This is a genomic window from Thermodesulfobacteriota bacterium, from assembly GCA_040755095.1.
GTDB lineage: Bacteria > Desulfobacterota > Desulfobulbia > Desulfobulbales > JBFMBH01 > JBFMBH01.
Genome location: JBFMBH010000016.1, coordinates 1 through 14,331, shown reverse-complemented (window position 1 = coordinate 14,331; position 14,331 = coordinate 1). Strand labels below are relative to the sequence as shown.

General features: G+C 68.8%; 16 protein-coding genes. 14 read left to right on the top strand and 2 right to left on the bottom strand.

The features are described from left to right. Window positions 1–275 precede the first annotated feature (275 nt). The 14 genes from AB1634_04495 to AB1634_04430 all read left to right on the top strand — a co-directional run bounded on the left by AB1634_04495 (window position 276) and on the right by AB1634_04430 (window position 12,136). Complete coding sequence (locus tag AB1634_04495; protein ID MEW6218779.1) at window positions 276–1,178, top strand: N-6 DNA methylase; 903 nt, start codon at window positions 276–278, stop codon at window positions 1,176–1,178. Continuing rightward, on the top strand, window positions 1,130–1,438 hold the full coding sequence (locus AB1634_04490; protein MEW6218778.1) for a hypothetical protein: 309 nt from the start codon (window positions 1,130–1,132) through the stop codon (window positions 1,436–1,438). Before AB1634_04495 ends, AB1634_04490 begins: the two co-directional genes overlap by 49 nt. A 298-nt stretch (window positions 1,439–1,736) precedes the next feature. Next, on the top strand, window positions 1,737–2,888 hold the full coding sequence (locus AB1634_04485; GenBank protein ID MEW6218777.1) for a Fic family protein: 1,152 nt from the start codon (window positions 1,737–1,739) through the stop codon (window positions 2,886–2,888). Window positions 2,889–3,011: 123 nt separating this feature from the next. After that, complete coding sequence (gene mutY, locus AB1634_04480) at window positions 3,012–4,232, top strand: A/G-specific adenine glycosylase (protein MEW6218776.1); 1,221 nt, start codon at window positions 3,012–3,014, stop codon at window positions 4,230–4,232. Window positions 4,233–4,398: 166 nt separating this feature from the next. After that, complete coding sequence (locus tag AB1634_04475; GenBank protein ID MEW6218775.1) at window positions 4,399–4,758, top strand: DsrE family protein; 360 nt, start codon at window positions 4,399–4,401, stop codon at window positions 4,756–4,758. A 400-nt stretch (window positions 4,759–5,158) separates the two neighbouring features. Continuing rightward, window positions 5,159–5,656: a hypothetical protein gene (locus tag AB1634_04470; protein MEW6218774.1), complete on the top strand. Its 498-nt coding sequence runs from the start codon at window positions 5,159–5,161 to the stop codon at window positions 5,654–5,656. Window positions 5,657–5,884: 228 nt separating this feature from the next. After that, window positions 5,885–6,490 (top strand): RlmE family RNA methyltransferase, encoded by a 606-nt coding sequence (locus AB1634_04465; protein ID MEW6218773.1) that lies wholly within the window; start codon window positions 5,885–5,887, stop codon window positions 6,488–6,490. Beyond that, on the top strand, window positions 6,491–7,237 hold the full coding sequence (locus AB1634_04460) for a YebC/PmpR family DNA-binding transcriptional regulator (GenBank protein ID MEW6218772.1): 747 nt from the start codon (window positions 6,491–6,493) through the stop codon (window positions 7,235–7,237). After that, window positions 7,238–7,780 (top strand): crossover junction endodeoxyribonuclease RuvC, encoded by a 543-nt coding sequence (gene ruvC, locus AB1634_04455; protein MEW6218771.1) that lies wholly within the window; start codon window positions 7,238–7,240, stop codon window positions 7,778–7,780. It begins immediately after the preceding gene. Next, a complete protein-coding gene (gene ruvA / locus AB1634_04450; GenBank protein MEW6218770.1) occupies window positions 7,777–8,385 on the top strand; it encodes a Holliday junction branch migration protein RuvA in 609 nt (202 codons plus the stop codon). The genes ruvC and ruvA overlap by 4 nt, the downstream gene beginning before the upstream one ends. Further along, window positions 8,382–9,410 (top strand): Holliday junction branch migration DNA helicase RuvB, encoded by a 1,029-nt coding sequence (gene ruvB / locus AB1634_04445; protein MEW6218769.1) that lies wholly within the window; start codon window positions 8,382–8,384, stop codon window positions 9,408–9,410. Before ruvA ends, ruvB begins: the two co-directional genes overlap by 4 nt. Before the next feature lie 29 nt (window positions 9,411–9,439). Beyond that, window positions 9,440–10,282 (top strand): 3-methyl-2-oxobutanoate hydroxymethyltransferase, encoded by an 843-nt coding sequence (gene panB / locus AB1634_04440; protein MEW6218768.1) that lies wholly within the window; start codon window positions 9,440–9,442, stop codon window positions 10,280–10,282. A gap of 373 nt (window positions 10,283–10,655) precedes the next feature. Further along, a complete protein-coding gene (locus AB1634_04435) occupies window positions 10,656–11,543 on the top strand; it encodes a fumarate hydratase (protein ID MEW6218767.1) in 888 nt (295 codons plus the stop codon). 2 nt (window positions 11,544–11,545) lie between these two features. Further along, window positions 11,546–12,136 (top strand): fumarate hydratase C-terminal domain-containing protein, encoded by a 591-nt coding sequence (locus AB1634_04430; GenBank protein MEW6218766.1) that lies wholly within the window; start codon window positions 11,546–11,548, stop codon window positions 12,134–12,136. A gap of 70 nt (window positions 12,137–12,206) precedes the next feature. Here the strand turns inward: AB1634_04430 and AB1634_04425 are convergent, their stop codons facing one another. Both AB1634_04425 and AB1634_04420 read right to left on the bottom strand, forming a co-directional pair. Further along, window positions 12,207–13,574 carry a S41 family peptidase gene (locus AB1634_04425; GenBank protein ID MEW6218765.1) on the bottom strand — a complete coding sequence of 456 codons (1,368 nt, stop codon included), beginning with the start codon at window positions 13,572–13,574 and terminating at the stop codon, window positions 12,207–12,209. 203 nt (window positions 13,575–13,777) lie between these two features. Beyond that, window positions 13,778–14,331, bottom strand: a 554-nt coding sequence (locus tag AB1634_04420) for a peptidoglycan DD-metalloendopeptidase family protein (GenBank protein ID MEW6218764.1), incomplete at its 5' end; no start/stop codon positions are given.

Sequence of the window (14,331 nt, the reverse complement as noted above, 5' to 3'; positions counted from 1 at the left end):
TTGGGCCGCTATCCTACCGTTATTCCTGCACCTTGATGGGAGAACCCGATTCGGGTATCGTCTCGTCCCAGGATGGAGGAGAGTTCGTGGAGGCTGCATCGGGCAGGGTCCAACACGGGATCATGGTCTGGAGAGTGAACGGGTGAGCCACAGCTTCTCTTCCTCCTGCACATGCTCGCCCACGGGAAGGAGCCCAGGGAAGGCGGCTCGCGCATCGCCATCATCATGAACGGCTCGCCGCTTTTCACGGGTGACGCCGGCGCGGCGAGAGCGAGATCCGCCGCCATATCCTGGAGCACGATCTGCTGGAGGCCCTGATCGCGCTTCCCGAGCAGCTCTTCTACAACACGGGGATCGCCACCTACGTCTGGGTGGTGACCACCCGCAAGTCGGAAGCACGCCGGGGCAGGGTCCAGCTCATCGACGCCACCGCCTTCTGGGTGCCGATGCGAAAAAGCCTCGGCGACAAGCGCCGGGAGATCCCGCCCGACCGGGCCCAGGACATCGTCACCATCCTCGCCGACTGCCGGGACGGCGACACCCGCCGGCTCGCCAAGAACGGCCAGGATGACGAGGTCGTGGTCAGCCGCATCTTTCCGACCACCCACTTCGGCTTCCGCAAGATCACCGTGGAGCGGCCGCTGCGGCTCAACTTCCAGGCGGCGCCTGCGCGGATCGCGCGGCTTGCGGAGGAGAAGAGGTTCCAGGCCCTGGCGCAGTCGAAGAAGAAGGGCACGGCCGGTGCAAAGGAAGAGGCGGAGGGCCGGGCGCTCCAGGCGGCGATCCGCAACCTCGTGACCCGGCTCCCGGGCACCGTGTTCCGGGATCGCGGCGATTTCGAGCGCGCCCTCGATAACGCCGCCCGCAAGGCCGGCCTGAGGCTGCCGGCACCGGCCCGGAAGGCGATCCTCTCCGCCCTGGCGGAGCGGGACGAGACCGCCGCGATCTGCCGCCACCCGGACGGCAGCCCCGAGCCCGATCCGGAGCTGCGCGAACCGCTACTTCTACCGGTATACGCCGCCCCGCCCCCTGGCGGAGATCGAGGCCGATATCCGGGCCATCGAGCACGACATCGTCCGCATGCTGGCGGAGGTGACAGGCGGGCGGGTGGAGTGACGGCTGGAAATGGGTGGAGCGGCAGGCCCGCGGAATTTATGTGGCGAGTCGGCACCTGCTGACCGCCGAGCACACCCTCGCCCAGGTCGGCAAGCGCGTGCCCTCCGGGGTCTTTTGCCTGCTCACCGCCCTGCGCTTTCATGGGCTGACGACCCAGAACCCCGCCGAGGTGTGGATCGCCCTGCCCGCCGAGGCGCGCAAGCCACGCCTCGACTACCCGCGGCTACGGGTGGCTCGGTTCTCGGGCGCGGCCCTTGCCCAGGGCATCGAGAGGCACCGGAGGGGGCGCGGGCGAGCAAGCGTTTCGCTCGAGCGTTGGTGATCAGCACCCTGGAAGGCCGTTCGTCGTTCACGGAGGCCTTCCGTCTCCTCGGCTTCCGGAAGATGGCCACCTTCCACCAGCTCGGCCACAGCCTGGGGGTCGGGTCCTGATGGCCTATCTGCTCGATGCCGACGTGAATCGGGCGGCGTAGGGCGTCTGGCGGCCGGCCGGCGTCGGGGCGACCAGAAGGGGCTGAAGATGCGGTGGCGTGGGAAAGGAGTCTTGGTTAAACTTCACCCCTGAAATCTTAATAGCAGTTGGGCCTATTCAGTTTTCGTGAACAGGAGGGGCGAGCTCCATGGAGCGCGGGGAGACCGGCCGGTACGAAGTCACAAGCGTCGGCGGGGAACAGGTCCGCGCCTTTGTGCCGGCACCTCTGCCCCCGAACCCGCCGCTCATGTTCGATGGCGGGCTCCAGCGGGCACTGGAATCCGCCGTGCTCGCGGTCGGGCGCCTCGACGGCGTATCCGTCCTTCTGCCCGATATGGCGCTTTTCCTCTATGCCTACGTGCGCAAGGAGGCTGTGCTCTCCTCCCAGATCGAGGGGACGCAGTCGTCGCTCTCGGACCTGCTGCTCTTTGAGCTTGAAGAGGCGCCGGGGGTTCCCCTCGATGACGTCGTCGAGGTGTCAAACTACATCGCGGCCCTGAACCACGGGCTTAGGCGCCTGCGGGAAGGCTTTCCCCTCTCCAACCGCCTCTTCCGGGAGATCCACGGTGTGCTGCTCTCGCGCGGCCGGGGCAGCGGCAAGGAGCCGGGCGAGCTCCGGCGCTCGCAGAACTGGATCGGCGGCAGCCGGCCGGGCAACGCGGTCTTCGTGCCCCCGCCCCACACGGCAGTGCCCGAGTGCATGTCGGCGGTCGAGCGGTTCCTGCACGCCGAGAGCGACGGGCTGCCGGTGCTGGTGCGGGCCGCGCTGGCGCACGTTCAGTTCGAGACCATCCACCCGTTTCTGGACGGCAACGGCCGCGTGGGGCGGCTGCTCATCACCTTCCTGCTTTGCCACGCCGGCTTGCTGCGCGAGCCGCTCCTGTACCTGAGCCTCTACCTGAAGCAGAACCGGGCCACCTACTATGAGCTGCTCGACCGGGTACGCCGCACCGGCGATTGGGAGGCGTGGCTCGCCTTTTTTCTGGAAGGCGTGCGCCAGACCGCCGAAGGCGCGGTCTCCACAGCCCAGCGGCTGGCCGAGATGTTCAAGACCGACCGGTCCCGGATCGAGCCCAGCGGCCGCCGGGCCGGCTCGGCGCTGCGCGTGCACGATGCGCTCAAGGCGCGCCCCATCCTCTCCATGCCCGAGGTCTGCCGCAGCACGGGCCTGTCGTTCCCGGCCGCCTCGTCGGCCATGGAGCTCCTCGCTGACCTCGGGACCGTGCGCGAGCTGACCGGCAAGCGCAGGAACCGGCTCTTTGTCTACGACCGCTACCTTGACGTTCTCAATGAAGGATGAAGGCGGAAGGCGCGGCCTTGTACCGGTTCGGTCCACGGAGACTCCTGGAGGCCCTGGACAAGGAGGCGTAGAGCCGCCCGGCCAGGCGCCGAGGGGACGCCCCTTGGAGGCTTGCGGTCCTGGATGCGCGGTCGCTGGTGGTCGATCCTCCTGGAGGAGCCCACCCGGCGCCGCCATTGCGCCGGACGGGCGCGTTTCCCTGGCTGCACCATGAATCGTCACCGTCTCGTTTCGTCCCTCCTGGACTGGTTCGCGGCCCATGGCCGCGATCTGCCCTGGCGCCGCACCTACGATCCGTATCAGGTCTGGATTTCGGAGATCATGCTCCAGCAGACCCGGATGGAGCGGGCGGTAGTCTACTTCCAGCGCTGGCTGGCCCTCTTTCCGGACGCCGCGGCGGTGGCCGCCGCCTCCGAGGAGGAGGTGCTCAAGGCCTGGGAGGGCCTGGGCTACTACCGCCGGGCCCGGCAGCTCATGGCCTGCGCCCGCATCCTGGTGGAGCGCTTCCGCGGCCAGATTCCCGCCGACCACCAGGCCCTCCTGGCCTTGCCGGGGATCGGCCGCTACACCGCCGGTGCCATCATGGGCATCGCCTTTGATGCCCCTTTTCCGGCGGTGGATGGCAATGTGATCCGGGTGTTGGCCCGGCTCTTCGATCTGCCGGGGCGGGCGAGCGATCCCGCCTTCAAGGAAGGCGTCTGGGAGCTGGCCGGCGAGCTCCTGCCGGCAACCGCGCCCCGGGCTTTCAACCAGGCCCTGATGGAGCTGGGGGCCCTGGTCTGCCTGCCCCGGCGGCCCCGCTGCCCGGTCTGCCCGGTGGCCTCGTTCTGCCTGGCCCGGGCCCGGGACACCATCCATGAGCGGCCGGGCCGGGCCGGCCGACCGCGGACGATCCCCATCATCATGGCCACGGGCATGCTGGTGCACCAGGGCCGGGTCTTTGTCCAGAAGCGGCCGGCGGTGGGAGTGTGGGCCAACCTCTGGGAGCTGCCCGGCGGCGAGATCGAGGACGGGGAATCGGCGGCGGCGGCCCTGGTGCGGGAATTCGCCGAGGAGACCGAGCTTGCCGTGGGCGAGCTGGCGCCTCTTGCCGTGGTGCGCCACACCTACACCCGCTACCGGGTCACCCAGCACTGCTTCTCGTGCCGGCTCCTCGCAGCCGAGCCGCGGGTGGTCCTGCACGCAGCCCAGGAGTATCGCTGGGTCACCGCCACGGACTTGGCCTCCCTGGCGCTGCCGGCCGGTCACCGCCAACTGGTGAGCCTGCTGGCCGCGGATGGTCGCCTAGCTGCTTTGCTGACAGCCAGCGCGGCGCAGCCTTTCCGCAGCACAAATTTCCCCTGATCCTCAATATTGTGGTTGTCAATTGGCGCGCAATCTGGTAACTAGCACCGGCTAGTCTATCGCCGGCTGCCAAACCGCGAGGACTGCTTCCGGGGATGACCGGCCGGGCCGGCCATCCCCGGCCATTTTTCTCACCTTTACCGCGGACGAAGGAGGATTACGCACCATGGCCAAGATGCTGTTCACGATCTCCAAGGGCATCCAGGACGGAATGATGGTGGCTCGCGCCTTTCACTTTGCCAAGGTGGCCAAGGAGAAGGGGCACGATGTTTCGATCTTCCTTCTGGAGGATGGCGTGTTTTGGGCCCAGTTCGGCATCAGCGACGACTTCTCCACCACCACCCGGGAGACCATGAAGGCCCAGCTCGACTACCTGAGCAAGAACGGCACGCCGATCTATGTCTGCAAGGCCTGCGTCGACAAGCGGCTCCTGGACCCGGAGGAGTTCATCACGGGCTGTGAGCTCAAAGCCGCGCCCGAGTATATCGATCTTTTGGCCGAGCATGACAAGACCTTCATGATCTGAGGCCCCCCCGGCTTATCCGCCCGTGGCCGGCGCGCCGGTCGCGGGCGGGCCGGCCCATCGCCGGCGCCATCCGGCGCCATCCATCCTGCTTATATCGGTTGACCGCCGGCCCGAAACATGCGACCTCTTGTGCAGGGGTCGATGAAGGCACCACCGGCTCTCGCCGCTCCCCCTGCCGGACACGGCACCGGGACCGCCTGCCGCCCCTCCCCCGGACCTTCAGGGAGACGACCCTCGACCGGCTTCACACAGAGCCACCATGTCCCGGCCGGCATGCCCCGCCGTGGCCCCCGTCATCAACCAGAGCAGGACCAACTGTCCCGCGGGCGCCGGCCCCCGGCCGACCTCACCGGCTCGCCGGCTCCCTGACCATCCCACACCTCCGAAGGAAGACCATGCCATGAAGAAGGCCAGCAGCAACGACAAGGACCGCCCCTGGGCGGAGGAGCCGCAACCGGAGCGCCCCACTGTGCGGCGCAAGCGCAAGGCCGACCGTCCGGGGGAGGAGCCGCAGGAGGCCAAGCCTGAGCGGAGCGAGCCGGTCCAGGAGCAGCCCGCGGTGGCTGATCGCCTCCCCCGTCGCCGGCCGCGGCCGGACCGCTTCGCCGGTCAGGGCGAGGGCTTCCGTCCGGAGCGGACGCGGCCCTGGCCGGATGAGCAGCGGCCCCACGAGCGGTTCGATCGCCGCAAGACCCGACCGGAGCGCTATCCCGGCGCCAGCGACAACGGCACGGTGGTCAGCCTGGACCCGGACGTGGCAGAGGTCTTTCCCTCTTCGGAGGCCGTCAACCGGGTGCTGCGGGCGATCATCCGTGCCATGCCCAAGACCGGCGGCCGGCCCCCCCGGACCGGACCTCCCCGCTCGCCGTCGGGTGGCCGGGAGGGTGGCTGGCGCTGAGCCTGGCCGGCGCCATTCCCCCTTGAAAAAGCGGGGGCATGGGGTATCTTCGGCCGTTGTTCTGTGCGGCGGCCGACCGTGTGGCCACGTCGCGCCGGTGCCGCGGGTGCTTTCCGGCGGGATCCTTTCGGCGGCGCCAGCCGATGCGCTGGCCGATCCATCCTCCGGCGGTGGCGCCGGATTTCCTGGGCCGGGTGCGGCGCCATGCCTGCAAGCCTGGGTGGGCACATGCGCAAGGTCCAGGACTACTACTTCCACAAGGCCAAGAAGGAGCGCTACCCGGCCCGCTCGGTCTACAAGCTCGACGAGGTTCAAACCCGTTACCGCCTGCTTTCGACCGGCGCCCGGGTGTTGGATCTCGGCTGCCAGCCCGGCAGCTGGAGCCTTTTCGCAGCCCGTACCGTGGGCCGCAGCGGCCAGGTGGTGGGGGTGGACCGGGAGAGCGGCCGCCCGCCGGATCCCGGCCCGGAAGCCGCCCCCGTCGAGGCGCTGACCTGCGATGTCTTCGACCCGGATCTCGTGCCCAGGCTCGCGGAGCGCTGCCCGCAGTTCGACGTAATCCTGAGTGATCTCGGGCCCCGAACCACCGGCCGCAAGGACGTCGATCATTTCCAGTCGGTCCGACTGGCCAGCCGGGCCCTGGAGGTGGCGGCGGCCCTGTTGCGGCCCGGCGGCAGCCTCTACTGCAAGGTCTTCCAGGGCGAAGATCTCGACAGCTTCGTTGCGGCAGTCAGAACGAGATTCACCCAGGTGCGGATCGTCAAGCCCAAGGCCTCCCGGAGCGAAAGCCGGGAGGTCTTTGTCCTCGGCACCGGATTTGTGAAGGAGGATTAGATGTCTGGACATTCGAAGTGGAGCACGATCAAACGGAAAAAGGGCGCCATCGACGCCAAAAGGGGCCGGATCTTCACCCGGCTCATCCGGGAGATCACCGTGGCGGCCCGGGCCGGCGGCGGCGACCCGACCGGCAACCCCCGGCTGCGGGCCGCGGTTCTCGAGGCCAAGACCGAGAACATGCCCAAGGAGAACATCGACCGGGCCATCAAGCGGGGCACCGGCGAGCTGGACGGGGCGGTCTACGAGGAGATCACCTACGAAGGTTACGGCCCGGGCGGGGTGGCGGTGCTGGTCGAGACCATGACCGACAACCGCAACCGCACGGTGGCCGATGTCCGCCACTTCTTCTCCAAGCACGGCGGCAATCTGGGCGAGTTCGGCTGCGTGGGCTGGATGTTCGACCACAAGGGCAGCCTCCTGGTGGACAAGGCCACCATCAGCGAGGAGGAGCTCATGGACCGCGCCCTGGAGGCCGGGGCCGAGGATGTGCGGGAGGATGACGACGGATTCACCGTCATCACGGCGCCGGACGACTTCTCTTCCGTGAAGGAGGCCCTGGAGGCGGCCGGGGTACGGTTCCTGGAGACAGCGGTGACCATGATCCCCAAGAACACCGTGCCCATCAGCGACGAGAAGGTCGCCAAGCAGCTGGTCAAGCTCCTGGATGCCCTGGAGGACTACGACGACGTCCAGAAGGTGCACGCCAACTGCGACATCCCGGACGAGCTCCTGGAGGGTGCCTGATTGCCGCCCGGGACCCGGACCGGCCTGCGCATCCTGGGCCTGGATCCCGGCTCCCGGGCCACCGGTTACGGGGTCATCGACTTGGTGGGCCACAAGCTCGTCTTCGTGGCCTGCGGCGTGGTGCGGCCCCCGGCGGAGGCGGCCTTTGCCGAGCGGCTGCGCCGGATCCACGACGGCCTGGTGCAGGTGATCGCCGAGCACACGCCCGATGAGGCGGCGGTGGAGGATGTCTTTGTGGCGGCCAACCCCCGCTCGGCCCTCAAGCTGGGGCATGCCCGGGGGGTGGCGATGATCGCTGCCATGGGCCGGGAGCTGGCGGTGCACGAGTATGGCCCCCGGCAGATCAAGCAGGCGGTGGTGGGCTACGGCCTGGCCGGCAAGGAGCAGATGCAGCGCATGGTGCGGCTGCTCTTAAGCCTTGCCGCCCTGCCCAGCCAGGACGCGGCTGACGCCCTGGCGGTGGCCATCTGCCATGCCCACCACGGCGGCCGCCTGCCTCCGGCCCGGACTGCCGGCCTGGCCTGCGGGAGAGCGGCGCCATGATCGCCTGCCTCAAGGGCACCCTGCTGCACAAGGGGGACGAGGAGGTGGAGATGCTGGTGGGCGGCGTCGGCTACCTGGTGGCGGTGCCCCGCTCCTGCCTGGAAACCCTGCCCCCTGCTGGCACCGAGATCCTCCTCCATGTCCACACCCAGGTCCGGGAGGATGCCATCACCCTGTTCGGCTTTGCCGACCGTCTGGACCGGGAGATGTTCCTCCTGCTGGGCAAGGTGACCGGCGTCGGCCCCCGGCTGGCCCTGGCCCTCCTGTCCGGCCTGCCGACCCCGGCCCTGGCCCGGGCCATCCAGGCCAGGGATCTGCACCGGCTCACCCGCATTTCTGGCATCGGCAAGAAGATCGCCGAGCGGCTTTGCCTGGAGCTGGCGGACAAGGTCCTGCCCTTTCTGGCCGCCGGCCCCGCCGCACCGGCGGCCGGAGCAGGGGAGGCCACCGGCGAGGACCTCGTCTCCGCCCTGGTCAATCTCGGCTATCCGGCCGTCCGGGCCAAGGCCGCCCTGGAGGCCTTGCGCCAGGAGCTGGGGGCGGAGGTCTTTTTGGCCCTGCCCCTTCCTGAGCTCATCCGCCGCGCTCTGAGGTCCCTGGCATGATCGAAGACGAGCGGGTTGTCTCCCCCCTGCCTCTGGAAGTCGATGCCGTGGAGCCCGGCATCCGGCCCCGTTTCCTGGCCCAGTACATCGGCCAGGAGCAGGTCAAGGAGAGCCTGGCCATCTTCATCGCCGCGGCCAAGGCCCGCCAGGAGCCGCTGGATCACGTCCTGTTCCATGGCTCGCCCGGCCTGGGCAAGACCACCCTCGCCCATATCATGGCCAACGAGCTGGGAAGCGGCATCAAGGTCACCTCCGGCCCGGTGCTGGAGAAGTCCGGCGATCTGGCCGCCATCCTCACCAACCTGGAGCGGGGTGACGTTCTTTTCATCGACGAGATCCACCGCCTCAACCACGCGGTGGAAGAGGTCCTCTATCCGGCCATGGAGGATTTCCAGCTGGACATCATCATCGGCCAGGGCCCGAGCGCCCGGATCATCAAGATCGACCTGCCCCGCTTCACCCTGGCAGGGGCGACGACGAGGGCCGGCCTGCTCACCCCGCCCCTGCGGGACCGCTTCGGCGTCGTCCTGCGCCTGGATTTCTACCGGCCCGAGGAGCTGGTGGCCATTGTCGAGCGCTCGGCGGGCCTCCTGGGCATCAGCATGGACCCGGAGGGCGCCCTGGAGATCGGCCGTCGCTCCCGGGGCACGCCCCGGATCGCCAACCGGCTCTTGAGAAGGGTGCGGGACTATGCCCAGGTCCGGGGCTCCGGCCGCATCGACGCCGCTATCGCCGACGAGGCCCTGCGCCTCCTCAAGGTGGATGCCCTGGGCCTCGACGAGATGGACCGCCGGATCCTGGCCACCATTGTCGACAAGTTCGGCGGCGGCCCCATCGGCCTCGACACCCTGGCCACCGCTGTTTCCGAGGACAAGACCACCATCGAGGACGTCTACGAGCCTTATCTCATCCAGATCGGTTTTCTGGCCCGCACCCCCCGGGGCCGGGTGGCCACCCCCCAGGCATGCAGCCACCTGGGCCGGCCGGCTCCCCGCCCGCGGCCACCAGGTCTGTTCGCATCCTGACCTGTCATCCCGGAACAGGAGGCACGCTCATGGACAAGAAGCTGACCATAGCCGAGATCAGGGAACGGAAGGGGAGCGGCCAGCGAGTGGTCGTGCTCACCGCTTACGATGCCGCCATGGCCCGGGTCCTGGACAGCGAGGGCGTCGACATCGTCCTGGTGGGCGACTCCCTGGGCATGGTGCTCCTGGGCTACGACTCCACGGTGCCGGTGACCATGGACGAGATGCTGCACCACTGCCGGGCGGCCAGCCGCGGGGTGCAGCGGGCCCTGCTGGTGGCGGACATGCCTTTCCTTTCCTACCAGGTGGAGCCGGCCGAGGCGGTGCGCAACGCCGGCCGCTTCCTCAAGGAGGCGGGCTGCGATGCGGTCAAGATCGAGGGGGGCGTGGCCATGGCCGACACGGTCCGGGCCCTGATCCGGGCCGGCATCCCGGTCATGGGCCACATCGGTCTGACCCCCCAGACCGCCTCCCAGCTGGGCGGCTTCCGGGTCCAGGGCAAGGATCTGGCTGCCGCCCGGTCAGTCCTGGCCGACGCCCGGGCCATCGCCGCGGCCGGGGCCTTTGCCATCGTCCTGGAATGCCTGCCCGCCGAGCTGGCGGCCCGCGTCACCCGGGACGTTGCCGTACCCACCATCGGCATCGGCGCCGGCTCGGCCTGCGACGGCCAGGTGCTGGTCACCCACGATCTTTTGGGCCTGTTCGAAAAGTTCACCCCCCGCTTCGTCAAGAGGTACGCCGAGCTCGCCCCCCAGGTGCGGACCGCCATCCAGGGGTTCCGGGACGAGGTGGCCGCCGGCCGCTTCCCGGGCCCGGAGCACAGCTTTGCCATGGCCGCCGAGGTGCTGGCCCGGCTGGACGAAGAGGGGTAGGGGGCCTGCTGGGTGCATTCCACGTTTGTCCCGAAGACGGATTTGCCAGCTCCCTTGCCAGCCGAAAATCCCGGCCGGGAACCGTCGGTTACCGACGCGGCCGCGCCGGGCGAGGATATGCTCGCGGAGATGGAGCCGTTGACAGTGAGGGCGGGCGGCGCAGACTATTCGCGTGAGGCTATCTATGCCACAGACAGCCAGGAAGAAGGCCGTCTACGGTGATCTGTACCGCAGCACGTCGAGCCGTTTGCCGAGATCGCCATCGATCTCGGCTTCCTTTGGCTGGACTGCGTCCTGGCCGCCGACCAGGCGGATGCTGGTCAACCGCGGCGGTAACCGGGCGTAGCCGGTGGGGAGCGCCAGAGGTCATGCCATGAATGAGAAGGATCTCGGTCCGTGCTCTGGCGGTGCTGGAGAGCCGGGCCGGCGCATCATCGACACGAGCACCGTCACCGCGGCCGTTCGGGAGCTGGCGATCGCTGCGGCCCATGACCTGGAGCCGGACATCCTGGAGGCGCTCCTCGCCGCCCGGGACCGGGAGGAGCCGGGGCTGGCCCGCACGGTTGTGGAGATCCTGCTGCAGAACGCCGAGATCGCCAGCCGGGAGCGGATCCCGGTCTGCCAGGACACTGGCGTCGCGGTGGTCTTTGTGGAGCTGGGGAGCGAGGTGCAGGTGGCGGGCGATCTGGCAGCCGCCATCCAGGAGGGGGTGCGGCAGGGCTACCGGGACGGGTATCTCCGAAGCTCGGTCTGCGATCCCTTGACCCGGGTCAACAGCGGCGACAACACGCCGGCGGTGCTCCATCTGGCCAGCGTGGCCGGGGATCGGCTCACCATCCGCTTCCTGCCCAAGGGCTGCGGCTCCGAGAACATGAGCGCCGTGGCCATGTTGCCGCCGGCCGCCGGCGTGGAGGGCATCGTGGATTTCGTCTGCCAGCGGGTCCAGGCGGCAGGCTCCAACCCCTGCCCGCCGGTGCTGGTGGGGGTTGGCCTGGGGGGCACCTTCGAGAAGGCGGCGCTCCTGGCCAAGTCCGCCCTGCTGCGGCCCCTGGGCCAGCCCCATCCGCGGCCAGACGTGGCGGCCCTGGAGGAGCGGCTGCTGGCCCGGATCAATGCCGAGGGCGCCGGGGTCCAGGGGCTGGGCGGCCGCACCACCGCCCTGGCCGTCCACCTGGAGATCTTTCCCACCCACATCGCCAGCCTGCCGGTGGCGGTGAACATCCAGTGCCATGCCCACCGGCACAAGGAGACGGTTCTCTAGCCATGTCCATGCTGCGCTACCAACCGCCGCTTTTGGCCTCCCTGCCGGAGGTCGCGGTACCCTTCGGACCTGAAGTGGCGGCCGGCCTGGCGGCTGGCGACTTCGTCCGCCTCACCGGCATTGTCTTCACCGGCCGGGACCAGACGCACCGCCGGCTGGTGGCGCTTCTGGACGCCGGCCAGCCGTTGCCGGTGGACCTGGCTGGCCAGCTTCTCTATTACGTCGGCCCCAGCCCGGCCCGGCCCGGCCGGGTGGTCGGCGCCGCCGGTCCCACCACCAGCTACCGGATGGACGCCTACACGCCCCGACTCCTGGCCTGCGGTCTGGCCGGCATGCTGGGCAAGGGCGCCCGGTCGGCGCCGGTGCGGCGGGCGATGCAGGAGCACGGCGCCGTCTATCTGGCCACCATCGGCGGCGCCGGGGCCTTTCTGGGTGCCTGCGTTAAGGCCTGTACGCTGGTGGCCTTCGCCGACGCCGGACCGGAGGCGATGCTCCGCCTGGAGGTGAAGGGGCTGCCGGCCGTGGTCATCAACGACCTGGCGGGCCGGGACTATTACGAGATGGTGCAAAAAGGCCTCAGGCCGACCGGCTGAGCCGATCGGCCTGAGAGGGATGGCGGGCGTGTGGGGTGGCCCACCGGGACATCGCCCGGAGGGCGGGCGCTCACGGATTGTTGCCGAGAACGTGCAGGCCCTTGAGCATCAGGAGGGCGGTGTTGAGCTGGGGATCCTTTTCCAGCTGCTTGCGGAACTCGGCGTCCTGGTCCTCGCCGGAGTTGTCGTTGTCGCCGTTGGGCTCTTCCACCGCTGGCTCCTCGCCGGCGCTCTCCTCGTCCTCCTCCCCCTGGCCGTTGGCGATGTGCCGCCGGAGGTCCTTCTCCCGCACCAGCCAGGCCTCCCGCTGCTTCTCCTTGTCGGCATCCAGCTTGGCGTAGGTGATGGTGGAAGGCACGATGATGTCCGGGACCACGCCCTTGGCCTGGATCGAGGTGCCGTTGGGCGTATAGTACCGGGCGGTGGTCAGCCTAAGTCCTGAGCCGTCGTCCATGGGGATGATGGTCTGCACCGAGCCCTTGCCGAAGGTCTGGGCGCCCAGGACCAGGGCGCGCTTGTGATCCCGCAGGGCGCCGGCCACGATCTCCGAGGCCGAGGCGGTGCCTTCGTTGACCAGGACCACCATGGGGAACGTGTACTCGTCACCGCCCCGGTGGGCCTTGAAGGTCATGTTCTGGTCCTTGATCCGGCCCTTGGTGGAGACGATGAGCCCGTCCTCCAGGAAAAGGTCCGAGACCTTGACCGCCTGGTCCAGAAGACCGCCCGGGTTGTTGCGCAGATCCAGAATCATGCCCTGGACCGCCTCCTTCTCCGCGTAAGTGTCCACCGCCTTCCTGAGATCCCGGGTGGTCTCGGACTGGAAGTTGCTGACCCGGACGTACAGGTAGCCCGGCTCCAGGTTGCGGCTGCGGACGCTGTGGATGGGGATCTCGTCCCGGACGATGGTGATCTCTTTGAGCTCGGTCCAGCCCTCCCGGTGCACCGAGATGGTCACCTCGGTGCCCTTGGGACCCCGCAGCCGCTTCACCGCCTCGGTGAGGCTCATGTCCTTGGTGAAGTCCTTTTCGATCTTCATGATCCGGTCACCGGCCTTGAGCCCTTTCTTGAAGGCCGGCGTGCCCTCGATGGGGGAGACCACGGTCAGGATGCCGTCCTTCATGGTGATCTCGATGCCGATGCCGGTGAATCGGCCCTTGGTCTCCATCTGGAGCTCTTTGAAGTCGTCCGGGGTCATGAAGGAGGAGTGGGGGTCAAGGGCGCCCAGCATGCCCTTGATGGCGCCGTCGACCACCTCCCGGGTGTCGACCTCCTCGACATAGGAGCGCTGGATGATGGACAGGACGTTGGAGAAGGTCTCCAGGTCCTTGTAGACGTCCTGGGTCTCGGCGGCGATCCGATCATGCTGGCCCCAGGCCAGCAGCAGAAGGGCAATGCCGGCCCCAAGGCCGGCAACAGCAAAGATCCGTGGCTTGGCCAAGCGAAAGCTCCTGGGCTTCATGGTCGATGTTTCCAAAAAGAGAGGGACTGCAGGGGAAAGGGCGTATCCGGGATCCTGTGGCCGCTTGGATCGGGCCGGTCAGGCAGGGTGCGACAGACAGCCAGCATCATTGACTAGGATTACCAGACAACCGGCCAAAAGACAAAAGGAAAAACGGCCTGCCATCCGCTGATGGCGCCTGGTCAGCGGGAATCGGCCCGCTTGACCCCCTTGACCGTCAGGCGGGCGTGATTGAGCCAGCGCATGGGGTCTTCGGGGGTCACCCCCTGGCGGATCTCGAAATGCAGGCCTTCGGCGGCCAGCTCCGGATCGTCGGCCAGAAAGCCCACCACCTCGCCGGTCTTGACCTCGTCCCCCACCTTTCTGGTGAGCCGGGCGGCCCGGGAGATCAGGCTGTAGAACTGCTGGCCGTGGTCGACGATGAGAAGGAGGCCATAGCCCTTGAGGGAATCGGCGTACACCACCCGGCCGCTGTAGACGGCCCGCACCTGGCTGCCGGGCGCCGCCTGGATGTCGATGCCGTTTTGCACCGTGCTGATGCCGTAGCGGCCTTCCTGGTGGCGGCCGTACTCGGTGATCACCGTGCCAGCCACCGGCGGCTCCAGGCGGCCCCGCTGGGCAGCAAAGCCGCTGCTGCCCTTGACCGGGGCTGGCGGCGCCTGGGCGGCGGTCTGCTCCCGCTGGCGCCGGCCATCCTCGGCCGCTGCCCGCCGCCGGGCCTCTTCTTCGGCGGCCA